This window comes from Arthrobacter sp. QXT-31 (assembly GCF_001969265.1).
GTDB lineage: Bacteria > Actinomycetota > Actinomycetes > Actinomycetales > Micrococcaceae > Arthrobacter.
In genome coordinates this window covers 3,255,591-3,280,171 of sequence record NZ_CP019304.1, presented here as the reverse complement: position 1 = coordinate 3,280,171, position 24,581 = coordinate 3,255,591, and the positions used below count along the sequence as shown (strand labels likewise).

Below are 24,581 nucleotides of genomic sequence, written 5' to 3'. Positions count from 1 at the left end.
ACTGGGCACACCTACTACAGGCCGGGGGGCACGTTGGGTACACGGGGGCTTTGCCTGGTCATCGAGGATGACCAGGACATTCAAGATCTGGTCACTCTGATCCTGGCGCGGATCGGATTTGACGTTCACGCGGTGGGCAACGGCGCTGACGGGGTGGCCGCTGCGTGGGAACACCATCCCGTCCTGGTGACGCTGGACCTGAACCTGCCGGACATGGACGGACTGGCGGTGGCGCAGCACATCCGCGCCCGCTCCGAGGCACCGATGCTGTTCATCACGGCCCGGGCGGAGCTCGACGACGAATGGGCCGGCATGGCGTCGGGAGCCGCCGCCTACCTGATCAAGCCTTTCCGCCCGCGGCAGCTCACAGAGGCGGTCAACGAGCTGTGCCCCGTCGGTCCGCTGACGGCCCACGGCCTCGAACCACGGGCCTGACGGCGCACCGCAGCACGGGGTTCCGGCAACAGCGCCAGCCAGCCGGCCGGCGTCGTTCCTTTCTGTTTCCGCGCCCTGTATGCGCAGGCGGGACATCGGCTCCATAATGTCCCCATAAAACTTCGGGGACACTCGCGCCGGTGAGCTGGCAGGGCGCCGCAGGGTCCCAGGCGGCCGCCCCGGCTGTCGGCGAAACGGGCGGCCACGCGGCCCGGGCAAGGACGGCCAGTCCGCTCCCGGAGCCGACCCGTTCCCGGAACTGACCGGGGACCAACGCCATCAACTCAACGAGGAGTGAACTGTCATGCTCAAAGACACACCAGTCGCAGCTGTCCTTCCGGCGAAGGACATTGCCAGGGCGAAGGAGTTTTACCGGGACAAGCTGGGACTGGAACCCCTGGCACCCGGGGACGACGACGTGATGTACCAGTGCGGCAACGGAACCAGGTTCCTGCTGTACCGAACAGACAACGCGGGCACTGCGAAGAACACCCAGATGGGGTGGGTCACGGACAACGTCGAGCGTGACGTGCAGGAACTGCGGAGCCGCGGCGTCGTCTTCGAGGACTACGATCTCCCCGGCTTGAAGACCGAGAACGGCATCGCCAGCTCGGATGCCGGCAAGGCGGCTTGGTTCCTGGACAGCGAAGGCAACATTCTGAGCCTCTTCGAAATGCCGTAGTTCCGGCAGCTCCGTGTTCGCGCAGTTTGGTGCGGCGCCATGCCGGGGGCGGAACCGGAAAGGAGTCGGAACCACGCTGTTCCGGCCCCTTTCCGCCTATTTCGCGGCCCCCGGGCAGTGAAAGGTCTCACCTGCCCCGCGACGCTTGATCCCTCTGCCCCGCCGGAGCAGAGGGCCCCCAAAGAAGAGGATTGAAAAAACCATAAATTCATCAATTCCTCAATTACGAGTCTCGCCGAGGGCCGCCTTTGCCGTCAATAGCCCAAACCCTTAGTGCCCAAATCGAGACCTGTCGGACATGCGCCCGGGTGGGGCCTCCAAGCCGGTTTGGACAGGCTCAACTTCGGGTGTCGGCAGGCTCAACTTCGGGCTACGACAGGCTCAGCGGGCGCCGGAGTCCGCAACCGCCTCGCCGGACACCTCGGCCAGCGTGAGGCTGCGCTCCCGCGCCTCAGTCAGGAATCCGGCCAGGACCTGCTCGGTGGTGCGGCCGGTTCTTGCACTGACGGTCCGGACAGCGTCAGTTACCAGCGCGCGCCTTCCCAGCGATTCCTCCAGTACAGCCGCGGACTGGTCGGTCAGGACGGCCGCCTCCAAGCCACCCGACACTGCCTGCGACTCTCTGATGCGGGCCAGGCCGCCCGCGTCCGCGGCGGCCCGGGCGCGCAGCACGGACTCGGCAACAAGCAGCAGATCCGCGATCTCGGGAACGGACAGCCAGTATTGCAGGCGCCCGCCTGTCCGGCGTCCACTCACAAGGTGCTGGGCACGCAACTGAGCGAGATGACCGGCAAGATGCGATGGCTTCAGTCCTGTGGCTGAACACAATTCCGCCACGCTGGCAGGGCCGGACGCGAGCACCGCAAGCACATGGACCCTGGCAGGGTGCGCCAGCGCCTTGAACAGTTCCGCGTCACCAGCCGCGACCCGTTCCCCGAGTCCTGCACGTTCCGTCACAGCTGCCCCAATCTGACAGAAACACACATGTTCTTTACCGATTATCTCCCCACAAAACCCTCGCCAGCGCAATGGAATTGGCATTTCCACTGCGGCATTACCACGCTGAATTCGTTGTCATGCAAGGGCCAATACCCCTCCCGGCGGACGCACTGCGCTGAAATAATTGCCTTAATCGTTTTCAACATACGGCAGTCTGCCACCCGGGACGGCGCGGCACCCTGCTGGCCCAGGAAAGGAACGAACACCCATGCCTGTCTCACCAGCCACTCCTGGAAGGACCGGAACCCGCCCCCGCAGCCGGCCGGGCCCCTGCGGGCCAGCCCGCCACATGTTGGCCAGGTCCTGATGCAAGCCAACCTGCCCCTCGCCGATGAACTGGCAGCTCTCACCGCCAGGATCGCCGACCTCCTGCTGACCCACGAAACTGTCGACGAAGCCATTTCGGCGCTGGCCCAGGCCCTGAAAGAGGCCATCCCGGGAACGTTGGGGGCGGGAGTCAGCCTGATGGATACACGAGGCCGGCGCACCAGCACGGCCTCAACCGACCCCGACATCCTGCAGGCAGACCAGCTCCAGTACGACCTCCGGCAGGGGCCATGCCTGACCGCCTGGGCCCAGCAGACAACCGTGACCGTGGAGGACACCCGGACCGACCACCGGTGGCCCGCTTGGAGCCGCGCCATCGCCAGCCTGCCTGTGCGCTCGGTGATCAGCACTCCGCTATCCACTCCGGACGGCGCCATCGGTGCGCTGAAGGTCTACTCGTCCGTTCCGAACGGCTTCGATTCCAAGGCCGTCCGCCTGCTTGAACTGCTGGCCCGCCCTGCTGCCCTCATGCTTGCCAATACCCAGGCCCGCGACACGGCACAGCACCTCAGTGACGGGCTCATCGGCGCCCTCGGCGCCCGCGATGCCATCGGCACAGCCAGCGGAATCGTCATGGAACGGCTCCATGTCAGCCGCGGCCAGGCACTCGCCACGCTCATCAGTGCCTCCAGACGCCGGAACGAACCGCTACACCAGCTCGCCGAGGACATTATCGGCGGCGGCGACGTGTAACCGACCGTCATAAAACACACGGCGCTTGCATGCGCATGAGGGGGCTGCCGCCGTCGTCAGTAACCTCACTTCCGGGGCCAGGGGCGGGTGAGGCGGCAGCTGGCTACAGCATTTTCCGGCTCTGCGCAATTTTGGCGCGCGCGCCAGTTCCAAGGAAAATAGCGAGACAGCACACAATGCACGTCCCGCTTACTTCAGGAGAACCATGACTAACAACATTGCCCCGGGTGCCGGGTTGAACGCCGCCCCGACCGCAGGCGTGGTCGCTCTGGACGACCTGGATCTCACGCCCGCGGGACTGGCCGACGCACCGGCGAGCGAACTGGAGACGGACACCCTGGTGCACCCCGGCGTCAGCTAGGTTGCTCCACCTGGCCAGGCGCCAGGCGGCTCAGGTACCGCAGAAGGTCCGGTAGGGACCAAAGCTTTCCGGCGCGCCCTCCGCATAGCGTTCGACGCCGGGACGCTCGTTATAGGGATCCGTCACCGCTTCGAGCAGCCGCTGGAGCGGCCCAAGGTCACCTTCGGTCGCAGAGCCGAGTGCTTCCTCAACGAGGTGGTTGCGGGGAACATAGGCAGGGTTGATCCGGTCCATGGCGTCCGCATCCGGGTTGAGTGCCCGCCAGCGTTCTGCCCAGGCATCGAATGCCTCTAGCTCTAAGAACATGCTCCGTGCGGGCCCGACCTTGCCGCGGGCCGCGCTTCCAAGCTGCCGGAAGAACGACGTGTAGTCGACCCGCCCCTCCCGCAGAAGCCCGAGCAGTTCGTCAGTCAGAGGCGAAGCATCGTCATCGGCCACAGTGTCCAACCCGAGCTTCGCCTTCATGCCCGCGAACCAGGCGGCACTGTACTGCTGGCGGAATGCCCCCAGCGACTCCTGGGCGCGCTCGACGGCGCGCTCCTCGTCGTCGTCGAACAGCGGCAGCATCGCCTCCGCCAGGCGCGCAAGGTTCCACTCTGCGATGAGGGGCTGGTTCGCATAGGCGTAACGGCCGGTCTCGTCGATGGAGCTGTAGACGGTGGCGGGGTCGAAGGCGTCCATGAAGGCGCAGGGGCCGTAGTCGATGGTCTCGCCCGAGACGGCCATGTTGTCCGTGTTCATCACGCCGTGGATGAAGCCCACCAGCATCCACTGGGCCACCAGCGAAGCCTGGGCCCCGATCACCGCATCGAACAGTGCCAGATATGGGTTGCCCGCCTCCGCGGCGTCCGGATAGTGGCGGGCAATCGCGTGGTCGGCAAGGCGGCGGAGGAGAGCGCCGTCACCGGTCGCCCGGGCGTACTGGAAACTTCCCACCCGCAGATGGCTGCCCGCGATGCGCGTCAGGACCGCTCCCGGCAGCACGGTTTCCCGCTGGACAGGACGGTCAGTGGCCACGACGGCGAGCGACCGGGTCGTGGGAATGCCCAGCGCGTGCATCGCTTCGCTGACGATGTATTCGCGCAGCATCGGCCCGACGACGGCCAAGCCGTCGCCACCCCGGGCGAACGGTGTGCGGCCGGAACCCTTCAGGTGGATGTCACGGAGGCGGCCGTCGACGCCGGCAATCTCACCGAGCAGGAGCGCACGGCCATCACCCAGCCTCGGCGCAAACCAGCCAAACTGGTGGCCGGAGTATGCCTGCGCAACGGGAGTGGCGCCGTCGGGCACTGCATTGCCGATCAGCAGCGGAAGCCCTTCGGGGCTGCTGAGGAAAGCCGGATCAAAACCCAGTTCCGCGGCCAGCGGCTCATTCAGGACCAGCAGCCGGGGGCTGGGGACCTCCTCGGCCTTCCAGGGAATGCCCATTTCGGCAAGCTCAGTGGCGAAGCGGCTTTCAAAGGTAACGGTTGATGCGGCTGAAGCGCTCATCTTTCAAGCATACGTTCGCTGCCCGCCCCAACGCCCCAACGCCCCATCAGATCCTGCCGCCTTTCCCCCAACGCCCCATCAGATCCTGCCGCCTTTTCGCCAACGCTCCATCACATCCCGTCGCCTCCTGGCTGGCCAACGCTCCATCACATCCCGTCGCCGCCTGGCCAACGCTTCCATACCTAGTGCAGGCACGAAGTGCACGCACTAGGTATGGAAGCGGGAGCGACGGTAACCGTCAGAGGCGACGGGTGCGTGTCCCGCGACGACGGCGGCCTACCATCGACTCCGCGACACCAATGAGGGCAACGGCCGCAACAACAGCAACGATGAAGCCGAGGACATTCAACTCAAAGATGTCGCCAGTACCGAGCAAGCTGGCCACAACTCCACCGATAACGGACCCCGCCAGCCCCAAGAGCAGCGTGGCGACGATCCCGAGATTCTGCCTTCCCGGTTTGATGAGGCGGGCAAGGGCCCCGATAACGAGACCGGCGACGATAAATCCAATCATGATCCATAGCCTTCCTACTTGCACATGACAAGTTCTGAGATGGTGTAGGAAGTCTACTTACTATTAGATCGTAATCATGCTTACTATTGCTGCGTGCTGGTTCATCAGCAGCAGCTAACCCTCAAAGGAAAGAGAGCAATGATGACCGAGAACCCATTCGGCACCGACGTGGAGAACACGGGCCCGGGCACGACCGGTTCGGGCACCACGGGCTACGGCACAACTGGAACGGGCACCACCGGCTACAACGCCACGGGCGCGGGCAGTGCCGGCTACGGCACAAGCGGCTCCGCCACGGCCTACCAGGACGATGCTTCCAAGAAGGATGTGGCCAAGGACGAGGCCGCCCACGTGGCGGGCCACGCTGCCGGGGCAGCCCAGAACGTGGCCGAGACGGCCAAGTCCGAGGCGAAGAACGTCGCCTACGAGGCCAAGAACAGCGCCCGGGACCTGCTGCACCAGGCAAAGTCTGACTTGACCAGCCAGGCCGGCACCCAGCAGACGAAGGCCGCCGAAGGCATCCGCAGCATCTCCTCGCAGCTGCGCACCATGGCCGAGGCACCGGACCAGCAGGGCGTGGCCTCGGACCTGATCCGGCAGGCCGCCGACCGCTCCGAATCCGTCGCGTCCTGGCTGGACAACCGGGACCCGGGCTCGCTCCTGGATGAGGTCAAGTCCTTCGCCCGCCAGCGCCCCGGCACCTTCCTGCTCCTCGCGGCAGGCGCTGGCCTACTCGCCGGACGCCTGGGCCGCAGCCTGCAGGCCGGCGCCCCCGAAACCGGCACCGGAGTTGCTTACACCGGGACCGTCCCGCGGTACCCCGTCCAGCCGCCCGTCACGGAAAGCAGCCTGACTTCACCGGCCGCTCCCCTGTATGACGCACCGCAGGCAACCCCGACGAGCTACGCGGAGACGGTGTATGGCGAGCCCGCACGCCCCGGATTTGACGCTCCGGGTTCAGCCGGCGTTCCGCTGCGCGATCCCGAGGACCCGTACACCGAGGGTGGAGGTCGTCCCCTGTGAGCAGCCAGATACCCGATACACCGCCAACGGCCGCGCACGCGAAGGCCGACACCACGTCCCTGGGCGACCTCCTCGGTGAGGTCACCCGGGACCTGTCCACCCTGATCCGGCAGGAAATCGAACTCGCCAAAGCCGAACTCAAACAGTCCGGCACCCGCGCCGGCAAGGGCGGCGGCATGCTCGCCGGCGCCGGCGTCGCCGGGCACTTCGTGCTCCTGTTCCTCTCCATCGCCCTCTGGTACGCCCTCGGCGAGCTAATGGGACTGGGCTGGTCCGCCGTCGTCGTCGCCGTGATCTGGGGCATCATCGCCGCGATCCTGGCCTCCGTCGGACGCAAGGAACTCAAAGCCATCAAGGGCATGCCCCAGACCGTCGAAACCGCCAAGGAAATCCCGCCCACCCTCAAACCGAACGGAGACCACCGATGAGTGAGAACCCGGACGCCATCCGCGCCGACATCGAAGCCACCCGCGCCCGCCTCGGCACCAACGTGGACGCGGTCGCCGACAAGGTCACCCCCTCCAACATCGTCCACCGCCAACCAGCAAGGTCCGCGACGCCGTCTTCGGAGTAAAGGAGAAAGTCATGGGCACCGCAGAACACGCCACCCACAGCGCCTCCGGCAGCATCCACTCCGCCGCCCACACCACCGGCGGCGGAGTCCACCAGGCCACCGACGCCGCAGGCAACGCCCTCCACGGCGCCGGCGAAGCGATCGCCGACGCACCCCGCCAGGTCGCCGCGAAAACCCAGGGCAACCCCCTGGCCGCCGGGCTCATCGCCTTCGGCGCCGGACTGCTCGTCTCCTCCCTGATCCCGCCCAGCGAGAAGGAACGCGAAGCCGCCGACAAGCTCAAGACCGCGGCCGAACCGGTCACCACCCAACTGACCGAAACCGCCAAGGACATGGCCCAGGGCTGGAAGGAACCCGCCCAGGAAGCCGTCGAAAACGTCAAGGCCACCGCCACCGACGCCGCCCAGCACGTCAAGGAAGAAGGCCAAACCGCCGCCTCCGACGTCAAAGCAACCGCCACCGACGCCAAAGACCACGTCAAAAACACGTAGTCGACATGAGCCGGACTGATTCAGCAGGGCTCTGTCCCAGCACTGAATCCGCCCTGCTGCATGTCCCCTGGAACGCTGCATCCGCAACCTCGTGGATGCAGCGTTCCAGTCGTCTTCAGGCGTTCTTAAATCCAGTCCGCGTACAGCCACCGCCCAAGAACCGATCGGAACCAAACGATGACCACCCAACTGACTCGCAGTAGATGCCGTTTTGGGCCCTCAAAACGGCATCTACAGCCAGTCAGTTGGGCCGCGCCGGCGCCGGGTCCGGGCGTCGCGTATCCCGCGCAGAATATTGGGAGTAGGCTCGAAAGCAGAGGTGAAGCGCGGAGCTCCTGCGGTGGTGTTCGCCTTGTTTGTTACGCGTTGGCCGTGGATCCAACCAGTCCGCGATCGTTTCCGGAGCTTGGATCCGGCCCAAAGAATGGATTGTGGGATCCTCCTCCCAGTGGATCGAGGCATGCGATGGCCGCTGAGCCTGGCCAGGCAGCCTCGTCTGCCCAAAATCCGCCGCCGTCGCTGGAACAGCTGCAGGATCTGCTGCTGGAGAGCCCGGGCTTTGACGAATTCCTCCTTGAACTCAGCGTCTTTTCGGCGGCGAAACTCGCTGCGCCCGAGCCCATGCTGTGCGCGATTTCCGTGGAACGTGACGGGCGGCCGGTTACCGTGGCCAGCAGCAGCGAGGCAGCCAAGAGGATGGATGAAAAGCAGTACGGGTTCGACGACGGCCCTTGCCTGACAGCCCTGAGGGAAAACCGGAGGGTGCTGGTCGAGGACCTCGAGGAGTCTGAACGGTGGCGCCGCTACGCCGGGGCGGTGGGGCACGGGGCTGCATCCGTTCTAGCTGTTCCCATCGATGCCGGACCGGACGCCTCAGCAGCCCTGAACTGCTATGCCATGAGCACCGACCTGTTTGACGAGGCCGCCATCGCCTCGGTCGAGTCCTACGCCCATTCGCTGTCGCGCATACTGCGCCTCGCCCTGCGCGTCCACCGGGTGGCACTACACCCCGAACGGCTGCACGGAGCCCTGCAGTCCCGGGCCGTCGTCGATGCCGCCCTCAGCCTGGTCATGGCCCAAACGCGCAGCAGCCGTGACGAAGCAGCCGGAATCCTCCACGACATGGCGCTGTCCAGCAAACAGCAGTTGAAGCGGATAGCAGCGGACATCCTGAACGGCGCAAAGCTTCCGGAGCGGGCAGGACACGGTGATGAAACGCATGGATAAGCCCTCCGGAAGTAGCCGCAGGACCCCTGACTATGATGGGAAGCACCTGCCGGACGCACCTCGCAGAGGGGCGTTTCCCATCCTGATGACATGTGAGGCCACCCCGTGACGCGGAACCAACCCATGGCAGGTGAACTGTCCGAGATCTTCGCACGCGTGGCCGGACTCCTGCTGACGGAAACAGTGGTCGACCATGCCGTGGAAAGCCTGGCACAGGTAGCGCACGAAAGTGTAGCCGGCAGTGTCGGCGCAGGCGGCACCTTGATCGATGCCCAAGGCAGGCCAACCAGTACGGCGTCGACAAACGCCCTGGTGGAAGAGATGGACCGCCTGCAGTACGACCTCGGGGAGGGTCCCTGCCTGTCCGCCTGGGCCGGTGCGCGACCCTCCGCGTTGACGATCTTCGCGAGGAACGGCGCTGGCCGGAGTGGAGCGCTGCCAGTGCTCCGCTGGGCCTGCTGTCCTGCCTCAGCGTCCCGCTGTGGGTGCCGGACGCCACCGGCGCGAGCGGGCAGGAGCCCATTGGAGCGCTGAAGGTCTACGCAGACCGGCCGCATGCCTTTGATCAGCACAGCGAGCAGATCCTGTCCCTCCTGGCCGGTCCTGCAGCACTCTTCCTGTCCAACCTGCAGGCCCGGGATCGCGCCTCGGCGCTCAGCGCTGCCCTGAAAGATGCCCTGCACAGCAGGAGCGTCATCGACATGGCCAAGGGTGTGCTCATGGAGCGGCTGCAGGTGGGCGAACGGGACGCCCTGCAGGTCATGATCAAGCGCTCGCGCACGGAGGAAGCGTTACTCAGCGCCGTGGCGTTGGGGATCCTCGAACCGACCATGGACCTCGCCGCCGGTCGCCATGAATCTTGACCCGGACGGCGAGGAGCAGCGGGAACGGACTGCCAAGGCATTCCGTTCGACGGACCTTGAGGTCGACGAGCTCTGGATGCACTACTTCAGCATCGGCGGCGACGCCGGAGCGATGGAGATTGAGGCCTACCTCCACGGCTCCTACATGCTGCGCCCCATCCAGCGGGACCTTCTCGACCACGCCATCTACGAACTGGGCAATTCTTTCGACAACTGACCCGTTCAGCGACGACTAACCCGTTCAGCGCGGTTGCTGGGATGGGTTCGTGGGGACTCCGTGAGGGGGCGGATTCACCGGTGGTCCCGACGTTGCTGGGGTCACCTTCGATCCGCCGTCTGCACCGCTAACTTCCGGGGTGGGGGGAGCCGAACTTCCGCTGGGCTCGGCGCCTCCCTTGAGCGCCTCCAACCGGTGCTCCAATATCTGGACGACCGGAAGCCTGTTGCCATGGGCACGTTCGTACTCCAGCAACTGGCCCACGCCGCCTTCGTCCAAGGCTGAGATCCGGGAGGGCAAGGTTCCGCTGGGAATGTGGTCATAATCGGCCAAGGGCAGTTCATCGTGTCCAGGAACATCGTTCATGAAAGAAACCTCCTAAAACAACAGCCTGCACCGGCCGGTGGGGACGGCAGGCAATGGATGCGTCCTGCCAAACTAGCAGTGATCGGCCTGCTGCATAAGGCGCCGGTTACGTCCTGTTCAGCCGGTTGGGGAACTTGACGGCCCACCCGGCACGGACTAAACAATAAGTAACCTTAGTAATCGCTATCGTCCAGCACGAGGAGGAATTGCCATGAGTGAAAAGCCAGGTAACCAGACGCCGGACACTCCCAATGTCAGCGAGACCGAACTCCGGGAAATGAAGGCGGATGAGCTGCGTGAGGAGGCCCGCGGCGAGAACATCAGCGGAGCCTCGAACATGCGCAAGGAGGAGTTGGTGAAAGAGGTCGCCAACGCCCGTTCCCAGGGCGGGGGCAGTGACTCCCGGGATGGGGAAAACAACGACGGCGGTGCTGACGCTGACGATCTGGGCGCCGGGCCGGAAGGCGGCAAGATCCGCCACGGCGACGCCTCATCCAGCTCGCTGAAATATTCACAGGAGGTCACCTCCACCGAGGACGAACCGGAACGCGAAGGCCGCAGCCTGGCCACGACCCACCATGAGGTCATCAGGCAGTGGGCAGAGGAACGCGGCGGATCCCCGGCCACCGTTGAAGGCACCGAGCACGGCGACCACCTGGGCGTGCTGCGCATTGATTTCGGCGGCGACGACAGCAAGCTGCGCCGCGTCAGCTGGGAAGAATGGTTCAAGACGTTTGACGACCGCCGTCTCAATTTCATCTACCAGGAACAGCGCACCGACGGAACACAGTCCAACTTCTTCCGGCTGGAAAATCCGGAACGTGAAGACGCGTAGGGGCGCCGGAGGCCTCCTGCCAGGGCTCATCGCCCTGGCAGCGCTCTCCGGCTGCGCCCCCGAAGGAACGGCCGCCACCGGCGCGGCCGAAGCATTTCACCGTGCCCTGGCCGGTTCCGACATGGCCGCCGCCTGCTCGCTGCTGCAGCCCCACACCCGGGAGGAGACGGCCCGCTCCAGCGACTCCGGAACCTGCGAGGACCAACTGGAGAAGGAGAAGGCGAAGCTCACGGACCCCGGAAACGTGCTCCGCACCGAGCAGTACGGCCAGGACGCCTTTGTTCAATTCGAAAACGACGCCGTCTTCCTCGCCGTCTCCGAGGGAGGCTGGAAGGTCACCGCCGCCGGCTGCAAGCCCAACGGCGAAGAGGCGCCCTACGCCTGTGAAGTGGGAGGCAGGTGAGATGCGCTGGAGCTTCACCCTGTACCTGGTCCTGATCCTCGGCGGCCTGGCGTACATGGCCGCTGTCGGCCTGATGCACGGATAGGCGGACTTTGAAAAAAGCATTGAGAAACAACGGCCTCAGCCTGTTCTTCGGCCTGATCTTCCTCCTCGCCCTCCTCGGCCAGGCCCTCACCGGCCATGCCCTGTACAACGAGGAACAGCTCAGCTCCGGGCTGGAGGAAATCAGCCTCGCGCAGTACCTGGTGTCGTCCAACTTTGCCGTGGACGTCTCGGAAAACTGGCAGTCCGAGTACCTGCAGTTCCTGCTGTACATCTTTGCCACCATCTGGCTGGTCCAGAAGGGCTCCCCGGAATCCAAGGAGCTGAACGAGCCCGGCACCGAGTCGGACAAGGAACAGCTCGTGGGCGAGTTCAGCAACGCCAAATCGCCGAAGTGGGCCCGCGTCTCCGGCTGGCGGCGTACCCTCTACTCCAACTCGCTGGGGCTGACGATGGGGCTGATCTTTGTCCTGTCCTGGCTGGTGCAGTCCATTTCCGGCAACAGCAACTACAACCAGGAGCAGATCCAAAACTTCGAGCAGCCCGTCGGCTGGACGGAATACATCGCCTCGCCGGAGTTCTGGAACCGCACGCTGCAGAACTGGCAGTCCGAGTTCCTGGCCGTCGGATCCATGGTTGTGCTGTCCATCTACCTCCGCCAGCGCGGCTCACCCGAGTCCAAGCCCGTGGGCTCGGCGCACGACGACACCGGCACAACCGGCTGATGCCGGCTCAGAGGCCGTCGACGGCCCAGCCTTCCTGGTAGTCCGGATGGTCCTTGTACACAGCGGCGAGGGCCATCAGGACGTATTCACTGGTGGCGCCGATGGCGGTGGGAACGTCGGTGACCAGCGGGACATTGCCCAAGATCTTCCGTTTCGCCGCGCATTCCGACAGCACACGGCCGGGATTGAACCACCCGACGACGGGTCCCGCCGTTCCTTCCGTCTCCAGTCCCTGCCGGGCATCCGCCTCGTCCTCCGCGATCCGCGCTTCCAGAAAATCGATCAGGTCGGCCATATGAAGTCCCTCGCATTCAATTTGGGTAGGTGGATAGAGTCCATCGTCCGGACCCTCAGTCGCGTCGGTATGGCGTCAGGCTTCCTCCTTCGGACGGTGCCGCCGCTGCGGGGCGAGCGGAACAACAACCACCGGCCGGGTCTGCCGGTGCGTGAGGTGGACGGCCACGGAACCGAGCAGCAGCTGCTCCAGCCGGGCGCCCACCCTTCCTTCGCGCGTCCCCACCACGATCACCGATGCGTCGGCCGAATCGGCCAGCCGGGCAAGCGCCCGCGCAGGTTCCCCGACAAGGGTCAGGAGCGACCAGCGGATCCCGGCCTTGCCGAGGACACCCTGCAGGTGCTCCCTGAGACGGGCGCTGGTCTGCTCGGCGTCGTCAACGGTTCCCGCGCCCGCCGACTGCAGAAGGTCCTGGTCGTCCCGCTCATTGCTGAGGTAGGACGTGATGTCCACATAGGCGCAGATGAGCTTGACGTTCAGGGAGTAAGCCAGCCGGGCGGCATTCTGCACGACGGCGGGCGGCTGCCCGGGCACAACGCCCGCCACCACCGGGCCGGCGATGCGCTGGGGGACGAATTCGCCCTCGCCGCTGGGAAGCCCGGCCTTCTTCGCTGGCTCGTTCATGAGTGCTGCCATTCCACGCTGTCCTTACGGCAGATCGGGGTGACTCTCATTGTCAGCCTACTAGGGCCCATTGGCACCGGCGGGCAACCTGACGGAGGATGGGCGCATGGCGGAACGCGGAGGTAGCAGGCAGCATGCCGTCGCCGGCTGGTTCTTCGGCTCGGTCAGTGTTGTCCTGGGCCTGATCATCCACGCCGGGACCGGGCATCCGGTGCCCGCGGTGCCGCTCGTCGTCGCCACAGCCGCACTGCTGGGCCTGGCCGGTGCAGTCGTGGCCCGCATCGGTGTTCCGAACTGGGCCCTGCTGGTGCTGGCGGGTATGGGACAGCAGACCGTCCACTGGGCTTTTGCGTTTTTCGCCAATCCGCTCGCCACCACCCTGGGCGGCGGCCATGGACATGCGTCCGCCGCGCAGTTCACCGGCCCCCGCCTGCTGCTGGAAGGCGTCCCGTCCCAGCCGCTGCATGTGCTGCTCCACGTGCACATTGCCGCGGCCCTGCTGACGTTTGTTTTGGTTCAGCGGCTGACAACACGGGCCACGAAGCCGTCCGGCCCGGGTGCCGCAGCGTACCCGGGATAATGCAGCCCGCATGTTAAGTTGAATCGGTGGGGCAGACCTGCCCTACACGCCAGTCTGGGAGAGCCAATACGTGGAACCGCATTCGCCAGTCCGAATCCTGACCGTCTGCACGGGCAACATCTGCCGTTCCCCGGTAGCCGAACGCCTCCTCCAGGCGGGTCTGGACCAGGTGCTTCCCGGCGGCTTTGAGGTTCGCAGCGCGGGAACCCGTGCCCTGGTGGGCGATCCCGTCCAGCCGCTCTCCGCGGACATCATCCACACCTTTGGCGGGACAGCGGAGGACTTCGCGGCGCGCCAGCTGACGGGCAAGATCCTCCGGAACGTGGACCTGGTCCTCACCATGACCTCCGGCCACCGGGGTGAGGTGCTCCAGCTCGATGCCTCGCTGCTGAAGCGCACCTTCACCATCCGCGAGTTCGCCAGGATGCTCGATGTCCTGGAGGAGCGCGAAGGCCAGGCACCTCCGGCGGCGGGCCTCAACGGTGGGCGGCTCGCGGCCAACACGAAGCTCTGGCGCAAGCTCCCCGCCCAGGCGGCATCGGTCCGGCATCTCGCACTGGCCCCCGACGCCGCGGACAACGACGTCGTCGACCCCTACCGCCGCAGCGCCGACTACTACCGGCAGATGGAAGACGAGCTGGCCCCGGCGATCATCTCCATCCTGCGTTTCGCCCGGCTCAACGCGCCCACTTAAGGCGGCCGGCCGCCGTCGTTCTCACGGACGGCTTTTGGTGATACCTTCCGATCATGAAATCCCGGAACAGTCCGGGAGCCGGGGCCAACGGCGACCCCGCTCCGGGTGCCGACGGCGGCACCAAACCCAAACGGCCCATACGCAACGTTGTGCTGGCAGCGGTGCTCGGGATTGCCCTCGTGGCGGGCGCCTTCCTGGTCAGCCTGGCCCAGGTCTGGAACAACCAGACCGCCAAGACAGAGATCAGCGCGGCCCCCGAAAGCCCCACGCAGACAGCAACCGCCAAGCCCTCCCCCACCAAGAAGCCTGCGCCCAAACCGCTGAAACCGCCGGCGCCGGCCAAGCTGCCCATGAACATCCTGCTGATCGGCAGCGACCACCGCAGGGGTGATCCCGCCTTGCCCAGCGGCCTGCCAAACCAGCGCGCTGATGTCCTCATGCTGGTGCATCTGTCCGGCGACGGAAAACAGGCCTACGGGATCTCGCTCATGCGCGACCTCTGGGTCTCAATCCCCGGCTACGGCGAAGCCAAGATCAACGCATCGCTCGAGCAGGGCGGAATCCCGCTGGCCGTGAGGACCGTGGAATCCCTGTTCGGGCAGAAGATCCACCACGCCGTCATGATGGACTTCGAAGGCTTCAGGGGCATCACCGAGGCGCTCGGCGGCGTGGACGTCAACAATCCGCAGGCCTTCACCTCAACGCACGACACGCGCCAGCATTTCCCGGCCGGCGTGAACCGGCTCAAGGGCCAGCGCGCGCTCGAGTTCGTCCGCGAACGCTACGCGTTTACCGACGGCGACTACCGCCGGGTCGCGAACCAGCAGCTGTTCCTGCGCTCCACCCTGGCCAAACTGCTTTCCGCCCGGACCCTGGCCAACCCGGTGACGCTGTATAAGCTGGTCAACACAGCGTCGAAGTACATCACGGTGGACAAGGGACTGAACGCGGCGGGGCTGGCCAGCCTCGCGTACAGCCTGCGGAACGTCAGGATGCAGGACGCGGTGTTTTTCACGCTTCCGACGGCGGGCACCGGGTTCAGCACGGACGGCCAGTCGATCGTGCTGCAGGACCCCTCCGCTGTGGCCGCAGTGGGGGCGGCGCTCGGGAGGGACCGGCTGGGGCAATACGCCGCGACGCTGGGGAAGTGACGCTCTTGGAGCGCCGATCGTTAGGGGTAGCCAGTGAATAAGCTGATCTGGGTCATCGCAATTGTTGCGGTGCTGTTTTTCATCGTGGGCGCCGCCGTGGAGGCCGTGTCCTTCCTGCTGTGGCTGGCGCCTGTCCTCCTGCTGGCAGCCCTGCTGGTGTTCTTCGTCAACCGCTCGGGCGGCAAACGCATCCCCTAAACGCGTCCTCACCTCCTGCCGCCTTTTCCAGACGCGTCCTCACCGGTGATAGGGCGTTTCCCGTTTGGCAGCAGGATGTGAGGGAGCGTTTGGCTCGAGGCGACTAAATCTGAGGACGCGTCTGGAGTTCCGGACGAGGTTCCGGGCGGGTGATTACTCTGCTGACATTCCGGGTAAGGCACTAGTAACGTGAAAATTCGCAGGCCTAGCCGGAACGGGAGTGCAATCGTGGGACAGAACGGAACCTCCGCTGACGGAACGCACAAGGATGCCCCGGTGCCCGCTGCCTGGACAGCCGGCGCCGTGGAGCTCATCCTGATCCGGCACGGCGAGAGCCAGGGCAACGTGGCCGCCACCGACGCCACTGTTTCCGGCGCGGAGGTGATCGCCGTCCCGGCCCGTGATGCCGACGTCGAGCTTTCCTCCACGGGACGGGAGCAGGTAACTGCCCTGGGCCGCGCCCTGGCGGCGGTCCCCGAGGACCGGCGGCCCGACGTCGTCATCTCCTCCCCCTACATGCGCGCCTACCAGACGGCCGAGATCGCTGTGGAGACGGCGGGCTGGCCCGTCCCCGTCCGCTCGGACGAGCGCCTCCGCGACCGTGAGCTGGGCATTCTGGACATGCTCACGGCCTTTGGCGTGGAAACCCGGCTCCCCGAGGAGGCAGAACGACGGCGGTGGCTCGGCAAGTTCTATTACCGGCCGCCGGGCGGGGAATCCTGGGCGGACGTGGCGCTGCGGCTCCGCTCTGTGATCGGCGAACTGAACGCGCTCGGCAGCGGCCACCGGGTCATGCTGGTGTGCCATGACGCCGTGGTCATGCTGTTCCGGTACATCCTGGAGGGCATGTCTGAACGGGAGCTCCTGGACGTGGCCGCCAGCAACCCGGTCCTGAACGCATCGCTGACCCGCTATGTCCGGCCGGAGGGCGTGGGCCCATGGACGCTGGAAAGCTTCAACGTGGCCCACCACCTCATAGAGCAGGGCGTTGAAGTAACCGAACACGCGGGAGATGCCAATGTCCACCCGCGCTGAGGCCTCCAACGCTGCCCCCAATGCTTCCACCGACAATGCCGGCACCCTGATCACTCCGACGCTCCTGCGAAGCTGGCCGCTGCCCTCGGCCGGCGAGGACAAGTACTCCCGCGGCGCGGTGCTGGTGGTCGGCGGCGGCCGCCGCACCCCGGGCGCCACATTGCTCGCCGGCACGGCCGCCCTTCGGGCCGGGGCTGGGCGGGTGACCTTGGCAGTCGCCGAATCGGTGGCGGTCCAGCTGGCCGTGACGCTGCCCGAGGCGGGGGTGATCGGACTGCCCGAAGCTCCGGGCGGCTCGGTGGGTGACGCCGGACTCGAGGACCTGGTCGGGGATTATGATTCTGCGGATGCGGTGCTGATTGGCCCGGGGCTGGATGACATCGGCCAGACCGAGGCGCTGCTGCGGGGACTGCTCCGGCATGACTCGTCCCGGGATTCCGGTGATGCGCCGGCCCTGGTGCTCGATGCCTATGCCCTGGGTGCGCTCCCCCGGCTGGTTGACGAACTCGGTCCCTGGGCTGGCCGGCTGATCCTCACGCCCAACCCCACCGAAGCGGGAGTCCTGCTTGGCCGGGATACGGAAGATCTGGCGGCGGACGTCGTCGAAATCGCCCGGAAGTACGGGGCAGTGGTGAGCTGCCAGGGCGTGATTGCCGGGCCTCCCGGCGCCGGCAATCCGGACGGCGGAAACCCCGACGGCGGCTCTCCGGACAGTGAATCCCCCGCCACCGGGGGCCATTGGGAGATCACCACCGGCTACGGCGGGCTGGGAACCTCGGGCAGCGGCGACATCCTGGCGGGCGCCATCGCAGGGCTCCGGGCCCGGGGAACCAGCGACGCGCAGGCTGCGTGCTGGGGGACGCATCTTCATGCAGTGGCAGGCGACAGACTGGCCAGCCGGGTGGGCAGCCTCGGCTATCTGGCGAGGGAACTAGCCGACGAACTGCCGCGGCTCATGATGGAGCTGGCCACGTAGGCAGGAGGTGCCGCCAGCGGATCACTTCATCGACTTCAGCATGGACCGGAGCGATGCGGCAGCCTTGGTGGCTGCGGCCTGCGGCTCGGCGCGGCCAGCTGCGACGTCGCCGACGGCCCTGGCTATGGGCAGTTCAGTCATCGCAGCTCCGGCAAGCTCCCCGTGGCCCTCGACGATCCCCCAGCGCTCCAGGTCGTTGGCGCCCTGCAGCAGGGTGGAGAGAACGTCCCTGGCATAAACGCTGCCGAGCCGTTCGGTCCGGCCGGCCGCAACCTGCGTGGACATCCAGGCCTCGGCGTATTCGGCCGGGTTTGCAGTGCTGCCCGAGCGCACAGGAATGCGCTCCTCCGGTGCAATGGCGAGCCAGTCAGCATAGCCGCCGGTCAGGAAGTACTCCACGAAGCGGCGGGCAGGTTCGGCGTCCGAATCAGCCGTGACAGTCCACGAGACCACTTCACCGAAGTGCGCCGGCCGTTCCCCGTCCGGGCCCTGGAGACCGGCCACCACTCCGGTATTCCGTGCCAGGAACAGCGGGTCCTTGATGCATTCCGCGCAGCCGGGCCGGGCATCGGTCCGGGTACCGGCCAGCTCATCCAGCATGTTCGTGGGCCAGATCGCCATGGCTGCCTTGCCGGCGAAATAGGCGGACCGCACGGAGTCAATGTCCTGTATGCCGGGCACGGAATAGTTCTTGAGCAGGTCACGGTAGAAGCGCAGGGCCGCAACGCACTGGGGGCTGTCGAAGCTGATGCCTCCCTTGGCGTCCACCATCTCGCAGCCGTTACCCTGCGCAACGTGCTCAAACGACTGCTGCGTGAACGCCTGGCCTGTCTTGTTGGCCGCAACTATTCCGGCGAGCGCCGGGGAATCCAGCGTCCTGGCCGCAGCTACAAGGTCCGCGTATGTCCGGGGCGCCTTCAGCCCGGCCTTCGCGAAGAGATCCTTGCGGTAATAGACCAACTGGTGCCAGGCGGAGCCCGGAACGGCCAACTGCTGGCCGTTGTGGCGGGTCAGTTCAAGCGCCCGGGCGGCCCACGTCTGTTCCCCGAGGCTCTGTACGATGGCCGCGTTGGCCGCGGAGTTGATGTGGCCGGAGGCCGCCATGGTCCGGACCTGCCCCAGCGACAGGGAAGCCATCACGTCGGGAAGGTCTCCGGAGGCGGCTGAAGACGCCATGACCTGGTTGAAGCGGTGCGACGGAACGCCCACGAGGTCGGCTTTCACCCCGGTGGCGGCGGTGAAATCCTCGATGACGGCGCGGAGCTTGGCCATCCGGTCCGGAAGCGTCTCGGTAGTCCAGACGGTGATGTTGTGGTGGTCGATATCCGGGGCAGGCCCGGGCGGCTGGCCGTTGCCGGGCGTACAGGACACGAGAAAGGCCGCCGCCAAGGAGACTACCGCTAGAACAGCCGCCCTGACTTGGCCTCTGGTCCTATTCACTTGGCACTCCTGCCATACGTGTCCGCAGTACGGAGGCACGCGGGGCGTCAACCCCGTACAACTAGGAGACCTGTGTGATAAGCGTAGCCAATAGGTTCCCGGCTGTCAGCCGGGCCTGCCTGACCCGGAAAATGAATGCCCACATGAAGGGACGGCCTCCGCTCGTTGAGCCGGAGGCCGTCCGCGAGAGGATCCGGACGCTGCTGCCGTGCGCTGTCTGGCGCGGTGGCGTGCTCCCGGGCTAACCGCCCCTCTGGCAGCCAAATTGAAGCCCCGGGTCCTCCCGTTCACTGCCGGCCGCGTGGGCTGGCTGTAGATGTTTTATAGCACCGGCTCCACCCCGCCACAAGGGGTCCCGGCTGCGGGTATTTTCCTTCCGGATCCGGCGCCGTCGGGACGGGAAAACGGGAGCTGACGACGGCGGACGGCCGGCTGTTCCTGCGGCTCCCCGCCGGCTTGGGGTGCTATTGCTAGGCCCGTCTGGCCGGGAGTATTTTAAGCGTGGGATTGAGCTCAAGCAGCAGGGCGCCGATGCCCCCTAACCAGGAGCGCGTCAATGACGACCATCTCCAACGCCCACCTGCCCGGCGAAGCGCAGCGTCCCTCCGGCGACCCCCTGTGGTGTTCGCAGTGCCAGACGGATGAACATCTGATCGTCGAATCGATCGAGGCCCTTCATCCCCCTCAGGACGGCGTCGTCGACGTTTCCTACACCTGCGTGGAATGCGACCACTTCTACGCCCACGCCGCCGGTGTCCATGACGTGGCGGGTGTGCTGAACCGCCACGGCCAGGTGATGGGGGTGCTGCAGTTCGGCGGCGAGTACTTCCACTGCGGTACCCCGATGGCTTCGCTCAGTTCGGGGACCAGCAGCATCTACGGTTCGGAGCTCGGCCACTACCCGACCATCCACGACGTCCACTTGCCCACCCGGCTGCTGCGTTGCGGCTGCGGATTCCAAATGGAAGTGCCCGACTGAACAAGAGCCCCGCACAAGGGCTCGACAGAAAACCCCGGAATGAGGAGAACGGCAATGTCCATCCTGGCTCGCGACATCATGACCGGCGGGGCCGAGTGCATCGGCGTCAACGAAACCCTGGAGCAGGCTGCCAGGAAGATGAAGGACCTCGACGTCGGTTCGCTGCCGATCTGCGGGGAGGACAACCGGCTCAAGGGGATGCTCACAGACCGGGACATTGTGGTCCGCTGCCTGGCCGAGGGCGGCGACCCCAAGAGCACCACGGCGGGCGATCTCGCTGCCGGTAAACCCGTGACGATTGGCGCCGACGACACGATTGAAGAAGCTATCCGAACCATGCAGCAGCACCAGGTGCGCAGGCTGCCGGTGATTGACGGCCACGACCTGGTCGGGATGCTCAGCCAGGCCGACATTGCCAGGAACTACCCGGAAGACCGGGTGGGCGAACTCGTGGAGTTCATCTCCTACTGAGCGTCCTCAGGCCGGGCGTCCCTTAACCGGGCCCCCTTAATCGGGCGCCCGGTGCCGCAGGTCCGGCATCGGCCGAATCCGGATCGGCTGCCTCGGTCGGCGAGAACTGCGCGTCCGGATACACCTGCTCGGGACGGTCGCCGTAATAGCGGGCCAGCCAGCGGCAGAGGCCGTCCAGGCCGGGCAACAGCACACGTTCAGTGACGTTGGCCTGGTCCAGGTGGTTCCGGATGGCCCACTTCAGCTCCGCCGGAAACACCACCTTGCGGTAGAGCTCGGGGTGCCCTGCCAGCCAGTCTGCCAGCGACGCCTCCGGATCAGTCATGATCGAGAAGACGGCCGACTGGTTGACGATCCGGTCATCCAACGACGGCGGTTCGAAGAACAGCGGGACGCCGGCGCCGTCGTCGGACCTGTATTCATCAAAAGCTTCCAGCGACCCGGCGGCAGCAGTGAGGATTTCGGTGGTGAACAGGCCGTGGCCCAGCGGCTCCACGTGGGTCCGCAGGCCCGGCGGCAGGAGCTCGTGCGCCGCCACGTAATCGACGCACCAGATCACGCCGGGACGGCCGTAGCCCCGCGGATTCGAGGTGGCGAAGTGCAGGGCGACGTACGGGGAAAACGTCCAGTCGAGCAGGCGAGTTGGCAGTCCGTGGTGCTGCGCAACGCTCAGCCAGTTCCACAGCGAATCCCCGGGGGTGGCATCCCGGTGGGCGTACTTCTTGAAGTTGCGCAGCAGATGCTGCTCCAGGCCGCCGGCGGCTTCGGCCTGCAGCCTGGCCAGTCCGGTCTCCAGCGGATACTCGTCCGAGGACAGGCCGCGGTACGCGATGTTGATGCGGTACTTCGCCTCTGACGGCTGCCACTGGTCCTGCGTCAGGGCAAAGATCAGCTGCTGAAGATCTTCAACGTGGACTTCCTGTCCGTTTCCCACGAGACCGCCTTTTGGACTGGAGCCGCATAAATTACCAAGGGAACTTATCTTTAGATACTAATCATGCTTACTATATTCATGCCAGCACCGGACAACCGCAGGAGAATTTATGCGCAGGCTGTTTGCTACTCTCGCCGCCCTAGTTGCCATCGCCGGCGCCGCGCTTTCGCTCGCTGCACCGTCCCATGCGGGACCTTCCGCCGCGGCTGCAACGGGGGGCCACACTGTGACGGTTCACCCTGTGACCGCGCACTCTGTCCCCGTGCAAGCGGGGACGTCCGATGCGGCCGGAACGCCGGCGCCCACCGGTACGTCGTCGCCGTCCGCAACCCCGTCCGAGCCTCCCGCCAATCCAGGCACGGGAGAACCGGCCGAATCGGAAGCCAACCGCCTCAACTGGGCCCCGTATGTCATCGGGGCGGTATTGATCATCACCGCTCTCATCATCTTTGTTTGGCGACGCCGCCGCGGAAACAAAACCATGGTTTAGGCGCCACCGAAAGCGGGCTTCCTAAAGGCACCATTCACTATCCGTTCCACCCAATTCCATTTGAAGGAGTAGTCGCCATGACCACCATGGGCAGCGCGGCCGGTGCAAGGTCCCGGCTGCAAAGGGCCGCCCAGACCGTAGGGGCAGTCTTCCTGCTCGTCGGCATCCTCGGGTTCATTCCCGGCATCACCACGAACTACGCGGCTCTGGGAATGGCCGGGCCCGCGTCCGACGCCCTGCTGCTGGGCGTCTTCCAGGTGTCCATCCTGCACAACATCGTCCACCTGCTCTTTGGCGTGGCCGGACTTCTTATGGCACGGACGCCGGGGCAAGCACGGAGCTACCTGCTGTACGGCGGGATCATCTACCTGGTCCTGTGGCTGTATGGCCTGCTGATCGGGCACGAGACCGCTGCAAACTTTGTTCCGGTCAACATGGCCGACAACTGGCTGCATTTGCTGCTGGGTGTCGGGATGGTCGGCCTGGCCCTGATGCTGTCCCGTGACACCCGGAGGGTCCCCGGTCCCGCCACAGGCCATTAACCGGTAAACCTTTTGCGGGGGTGCCGCAGGCGCTATCCTGATGCCGTCGGTTCTGTGAACCGCTCACGGTCCTGCCGGCACCCTCGCACCAAACGGGGCGTTGAAGCGCGATGCCGGGGAGTGGCAGACGATGACCGCATATCAGCAACCAGTAAGCATCACCACTGAGGCTCCCAGGGTTGTGCCCCGCCGAAAAGGCAACATGGTGGTCAGGTGGGTCACCACAACCGACCACAAGACCATCGGGTATCTGTACCTGATTACCTCCTTCGTGTTCTTCTGCCTCGGCGGCGTGATGGCCCTGCTCATCCGCGCCGAACTCTTCGAGCCAGGCATGCAGGTCCTGGTGACAAAAGAGCAGTACAACCAGATGTTCACCATGCACGGCACGGTCATGCTGCTGATGTTCGCCACCCCCCTGTTCGCCGGGTTCACCAATGTGATCATGCCGCTGCAGATCGGCGCCCCGGACGTGGCGTTCCCCCGGCTGAACGCGCTGGCCTACTGGTTCTTCCTGTTCGGCTCAACCATCGCCGTATCCGGCTTCATCACGCCGCAGGGGTCCGCAGCCTTCGGCTGGACGGTCTATGCGCCGCTCAACAACACCACCTTCACACCGGGAATTGGCGGCGACCTGTGGGTCTTTGGCCTGGCGCTATCCGGCTTCGGCACCATCCTCGGCGCCGTCAACTTCATCACCACCATCATCTGCATGCGCGCCCCCGGCATGACCATGTGGCGCATGCCGATCTTCACATGGAACACCCTGATCACCTCGGTGCTGGTGCTGATGGCGTTCCCGCCGCTGGCGGCCGCGCTCTTCGCCGTCGGAGCGGACCGCCGCTTCGGCGCCCACATTTACGACCCCGAAAACGGCGGGGCCCTGCTGTTCCAACACCTGTTCTGGTTCTTCGGCCACCCCGAGGTGTACATCATCGCGCTGCCGTTCTTCGGCATCGTTTCCGAGATCTTCCCGGTCTTCAGCCGCAAGCCGATCTTCGGCTACAAGGGCCTGGTCTACGCCACCATTGCCATCGCTGCCCTGTCGGCCACAGTCTGGGCGCACCACATGTACGTCACCGGTTCCGTGCTGCTGCCGTTCTTCGCACTCATGACCATGTTCATCGCCGTCCCCACCGGGGTGAAATTCTTCAACTGGATCGGCACCATGTGGGGCGGCTCGCTGACGTTCGAGACCCCGATGCTGTGGAGCATCGGCTTCCTCATCACGTTCCTCTTCGGCGGCCTGACGGGCATCATCCTGGCCTCCCCGCCGCTGGACTTCCACGTCTCCGACTCCTACTTCGTGGTGGCCCACTTCCACTACGTGGTGTTCGGCACCGTGGTGTTCGCGATGTTCGCAGGCTTCTACTTCTGGTGGCCGAAGTGGACGGGCAAGATGCTCAACGAGCGCCTCGGCAAGATCCACTTCTGGATGCTGCTCGTGGGCTTCCACGGCACCTTCCTGATCCAGCACTGGCTCGGCGTTGAAGGCATGCCCCGCCGCTACGCGGACTACATGCCGCAGGACAACTTCACGGCCATGAACCAGTTCTCCACCTTTGGCTCCTTCCTCCTGGGCGCCTCGCTGATTCCGTTCTTCTGGAACGTGTTCATCACGGCCCGCAGCAAGGAGAAGGTGGAGGTGGACGATCCCTGGGGCTTCGGCGCCTCGCTGGAATGGGCCACGTCCTGCCCGCCGCCGCGGCACAATTTCACGTCCCTGCCGCGCATCCGCTCCGAGCGTCCGTCCCTGGACCTGCACCATCCAGAACTGCGCGTCCGCGAACACGACGCCGTGCACAGCACTGCTGCCGACGTTCTGGGTGCGGCGGACATTGGCGAGCGCGACGTGCGCAGCCCGAGCCCGGACGAGTAGCGCCAGCCGGCCGGCTTCCACACGC

The 24,581-nt window shown here is 65.7% G+C and carries 29 protein-coding genes and 1 pseudogene; 23 read left to right on the top strand and 7 right to left on the bottom strand.

Going from position 1 to position 24,581, the window contains the following annotated elements; all coding sequences use genetic code 11:
• Positions 1 to 33: 33 nt before the first annotated feature.
• Positions 34 to 435: a response regulator transcription factor gene (locus BWQ92_RS14870; RefSeq protein ID WP_076800692.1), complete on the top strand. Its 402-nt coding sequence runs from the start codon at positions 34 to 36 to the stop codon at positions 433 to 435.
• 304 nt (positions 436 to 739) lie between these two features.
• Complete coding sequence (locus BWQ92_RS14865) at positions 740 to 1,117, top strand: VOC family protein (protein ID WP_076800688.1); 378 nt, start codon at positions 740 to 742, stop codon at positions 1,115 to 1,117.
• 381 nt (positions 1,118 to 1,498) lie between these two features.
• Here the strand turns inward: BWQ92_RS14865 and BWQ92_RS14860 are convergent, their stop codons facing one another.
• Entirely contained in the window at positions 1,499 to 2,074 is a 576-nt protein-coding gene (locus BWQ92_RS14860) for an ArsR/SmtB family transcription factor (protein WP_076800686.1), read from the bottom strand.
• Between the two features lie 348 nt (positions 2,075 to 2,422).
• On the opposite strand from BWQ92_RS14860, the gene BWQ92_RS23590 reads away from it, so the two are divergent.
• Positions 2,423 to 3,136: a GAF and ANTAR domain-containing protein gene (locus BWQ92_RS23590; RefSeq protein ID WP_076800682.1), complete on the top strand. Its 714-nt coding sequence runs from the start codon at positions 2,423 to 2,425 to the stop codon at positions 3,134 to 3,136.
• Positions 3,137 to 3,341: 205 nt separating this feature from the next.
• Positions 3,342 to 3,497 (top strand): hypothetical protein, encoded by a 156-nt coding sequence (locus BWQ92_RS23585; RefSeq protein ID WP_157365165.1) that lies wholly within the window; start codon positions 3,342 to 3,344, stop codon positions 3,495 to 3,497.
• 30 nt (positions 3,498 to 3,527) lie between these two features.
• Here the strand turns inward: BWQ92_RS23585 and BWQ92_RS14845 are convergent, their stop codons facing one another.
• Both BWQ92_RS14845 and BWQ92_RS14840 read right to left on the bottom strand, forming a co-directional pair.
• A complete protein-coding gene (locus tag BWQ92_RS14845; protein WP_076800680.1) occupies positions 3,528 to 4,988 on the bottom strand; it encodes a protein adenylyltransferase SelO in 1,461 nt (486 codons plus the stop codon).
• Positions 4,989 to 5,226: 238 nt separating this feature from the next.
• A complete protein-coding gene (locus tag BWQ92_RS14840) occupies positions 5,227 to 5,502 on the bottom strand; it encodes a GlsB/YeaQ/YmgE family stress response membrane protein (RefSeq protein ID WP_076800678.1) in 276 nt (91 codons plus the stop codon).
• Positions 5,503 to 5,640: 138 nt separating this feature from the next.
• Here BWQ92_RS14840 and BWQ92_RS24340 point away from each other — a divergent pair, with 138 nt between their 5' ends.
• The 9 genes and pseudogenes from BWQ92_RS24340 (at position 5,641) to BWQ92_RS14790 (ending at position 12,268) form a co-directional block, all read left to right on the top strand.
• Positions 5,641 to 6,525 (top strand): hypothetical protein, encoded by an 885-nt coding sequence (locus BWQ92_RS24340; protein ID WP_442856727.1) that lies wholly within the window; start codon positions 5,641 to 5,643, stop codon positions 6,523 to 6,525.
• Entirely contained in the window at positions 6,522 to 6,953 is a 432-nt protein-coding gene (locus BWQ92_RS14830; RefSeq protein ID WP_076800676.1) for a phage holin family protein, read from the top strand. The genes BWQ92_RS24340 and BWQ92_RS14830 overlap by 4 nt, the downstream gene beginning before the upstream one ends.
• Positions 6,950 to 7,590 (top strand): annotated as a pseudogene (locus BWQ92_RS14825) (DUF3618 domain-containing protein). The gene BWQ92_RS14830 and the pseudogene BWQ92_RS14825 overlap by 4 nt, the downstream one beginning before the upstream one ends.
• A gap of 465 nt (positions 7,591 to 8,055) precedes the next feature.
• On the top strand, positions 8,056 to 8,817 hold the full coding sequence (locus BWQ92_RS14820) for a GAF and ANTAR domain-containing protein (protein ID WP_076800674.1): 762 nt from the start codon (positions 8,056 to 8,058) through the stop codon (positions 8,815 to 8,817).
• A 485-nt stretch (positions 8,818 to 9,302) separates the two neighbouring features.
• Positions 9,303 to 9,680 (top strand): ANTAR domain-containing protein, encoded by a 378-nt coding sequence (locus BWQ92_RS23205; RefSeq protein WP_083706320.1) that lies wholly within the window; start codon positions 9,303 to 9,305, stop codon positions 9,678 to 9,680.
• Positions 9,670 to 9,897, top strand: coding sequence for a hypothetical protein (locus tag BWQ92_RS14810; protein ID WP_076800672.1), 228 nt, complete (start codon positions 9,670 to 9,672; stop codon positions 9,895 to 9,897). Before BWQ92_RS23205 ends, BWQ92_RS14810 begins: the two co-directional genes overlap by 11 nt.
• Positions 9,898 to 10,474: 577 nt before the next feature.
• Positions 10,475 to 11,098 carry a Rho termination factor N-terminal domain-containing protein gene (locus tag BWQ92_RS14800; protein WP_076800667.1) on the top strand — a complete coding sequence of 208 codons (624 nt, stop codon included), beginning with the start codon at positions 10,475 to 10,477 and terminating at the stop codon, positions 11,096 to 11,098.
• Complete coding sequence (locus BWQ92_RS14795) at positions 11,085 to 11,501, top strand: hypothetical protein (RefSeq protein ID WP_083706319.1); 417 nt, start codon at positions 11,085 to 11,087, stop codon at positions 11,499 to 11,501. Before BWQ92_RS14800 ends, BWQ92_RS14795 begins: the two co-directional genes overlap by 14 nt.
• A gap of 92 nt (positions 11,502 to 11,593) precedes the next feature.
• Positions 11,594 to 12,268, top strand: a complete 675-nt coding sequence (locus tag BWQ92_RS14790; RefSeq protein ID WP_076800665.1) for a DUF6766 family protein — start codon at positions 11,594 to 11,596, stop codon at positions 12,266 to 12,268.
• Positions 12,269 to 12,275: 7 nt separating this feature from the next.
• Here BWQ92_RS14790 and BWQ92_RS14785 read toward each other — a convergent pair whose 3' ends face one another.
• Positions 12,276 to 12,563, bottom strand: a complete 288-nt coding sequence (locus BWQ92_RS14785; protein WP_076800663.1) for a DUF6221 family protein — start codon at positions 12,561 to 12,563, stop codon at positions 12,276 to 12,278.
• Between the two features lie 75 nt (positions 12,564 to 12,638).
• Positions 12,639 to 13,199, bottom strand: coding sequence for a universal stress protein (locus BWQ92_RS14780; RefSeq protein WP_083706318.1), 561 nt, complete (start codon positions 13,197 to 13,199; stop codon positions 12,639 to 12,641).
• Positions 13,200 to 13,293: 94 nt separating this feature from the next.
• On the opposite strand from BWQ92_RS14780, the gene BWQ92_RS14775 reads away from it, so the two are divergent.
• The 6 genes from BWQ92_RS14775 to BWQ92_RS14755 all read left to right on the top strand — a co-directional run bounded on the left by BWQ92_RS14775 (position 13,294) and on the right by BWQ92_RS14755 (position 17,821).
• Positions 13,294 to 13,767, top strand: coding sequence for a hypothetical protein (locus BWQ92_RS14775; RefSeq protein ID WP_076800661.1), 474 nt, complete (start codon positions 13,294 to 13,296; stop codon positions 13,765 to 13,767).
• Between the two features lie 70 nt (positions 13,768 to 13,837).
• Complete coding sequence (locus BWQ92_RS14770) at positions 13,838 to 14,461, top strand: arsenate reductase/protein-tyrosine-phosphatase family protein (protein WP_076800659.1); 624 nt, start codon at positions 13,838 to 13,840, stop codon at positions 14,459 to 14,461.
• A 53-nt stretch (positions 14,462 to 14,514) separates the two neighbouring features.
• The gene (locus tag BWQ92_RS14765) at positions 14,515 to 15,612 is read left to right on the top strand and encodes an LCP family protein (RefSeq protein ID WP_076800657.1); all 1,098 of its coding nucleotides are present in this window, start codon (positions 14,515 to 14,517) and stop codon (positions 15,610 to 15,612) included.
• A gap of 33 nt (positions 15,613 to 15,645) precedes the next feature.
• Entirely contained in the window at positions 15,646 to 15,810 is a 165-nt protein-coding gene (locus BWQ92_RS23580) for a hypothetical protein (RefSeq protein WP_157365164.1), read from the top strand.
• Between the two features lie 276 nt (positions 15,811 to 16,086).
• Positions 16,087 to 16,845, top strand: a complete 759-nt coding sequence (locus BWQ92_RS14760; RefSeq protein WP_076803739.1) for a histidine phosphatase family protein — start codon at positions 16,087 to 16,089, stop codon at positions 16,843 to 16,845.
• Complete coding sequence (locus BWQ92_RS14755) at positions 16,829 to 17,821, top strand: ADP-dependent NAD(P)H-hydrate dehydratase (RefSeq protein ID WP_172804289.1); 993 nt, start codon at positions 16,829 to 16,831, stop codon at positions 17,819 to 17,821. The genes BWQ92_RS14760 and BWQ92_RS14755 overlap by 17 nt, the downstream gene beginning before the upstream one ends.
• A 21-nt stretch (positions 17,822 to 17,842) precedes the next feature.
• On the opposite strand, the gene BWQ92_RS14750 is transcribed toward BWQ92_RS14755, so the two are convergent.
• Positions 17,843 to 19,261 (bottom strand): ABC transporter substrate-binding protein, encoded by a 1,419-nt coding sequence (locus tag BWQ92_RS14750; protein ID WP_076800655.1) that lies wholly within the window; start codon positions 19,259 to 19,261, stop codon positions 17,843 to 17,845.
• Between the two features lie 556 nt (positions 19,262 to 19,817).
• Between BWQ92_RS14750 and BWQ92_RS14745 the strand changes: the two genes are divergently transcribed.
• Positions 19,818 to 20,240, top strand: coding sequence for a hypothetical protein (locus BWQ92_RS14745; protein ID WP_076800652.1), 423 nt, complete (start codon positions 19,818 to 19,820; stop codon positions 20,238 to 20,240).
• 54 nt (positions 20,241 to 20,294) lie between these two features.
• On the top strand, positions 20,295 to 20,711 hold the full coding sequence (locus BWQ92_RS14740) for a CBS domain-containing protein (protein WP_076800650.1): 417 nt from the start codon (positions 20,295 to 20,297) through the stop codon (positions 20,709 to 20,711).
• Positions 20,712 to 20,733: 22 nt separating this feature from the next.
• Here the strand turns inward: BWQ92_RS14740 and BWQ92_RS14735 are convergent, their stop codons facing one another.
• Positions 20,734 to 21,645 carry an FRG domain-containing protein gene (locus BWQ92_RS14735; RefSeq protein ID WP_076800648.1) on the bottom strand — a complete coding sequence of 304 codons (912 nt, stop codon included), beginning with the start codon at positions 21,643 to 21,645 and terminating at the stop codon, positions 20,734 to 20,736.
• Positions 21,646 to 22,212: 567 nt separating this feature from the next.
• Between BWQ92_RS14735 and BWQ92_RS14725 the strand changes: the two genes are divergently transcribed.
• Together BWQ92_RS14725 and ctaD are read left to right on the top strand one after the other, a co-directional pair.
• Positions 22,213 to 22,677 carry a DUF4383 domain-containing protein gene (locus tag BWQ92_RS14725; RefSeq protein WP_076800644.1) on the top strand — a complete coding sequence of 155 codons (465 nt, stop codon included), beginning with the start codon at positions 22,213 to 22,215 and terminating at the stop codon, positions 22,675 to 22,677.
• Between the two features lie 130 nt (positions 22,678 to 22,807).
• Positions 22,808 to 24,556: an aa3-type cytochrome oxidase subunit I gene (gene ctaD / locus BWQ92_RS14720; RefSeq protein ID WP_076800642.1), complete on the top strand. Its 1,749-nt coding sequence runs from the start codon at positions 22,808 to 22,810 to the stop codon at positions 24,554 to 24,556.
• Positions 24,557 to 24,581 lie beyond the last annotated feature (25 nt).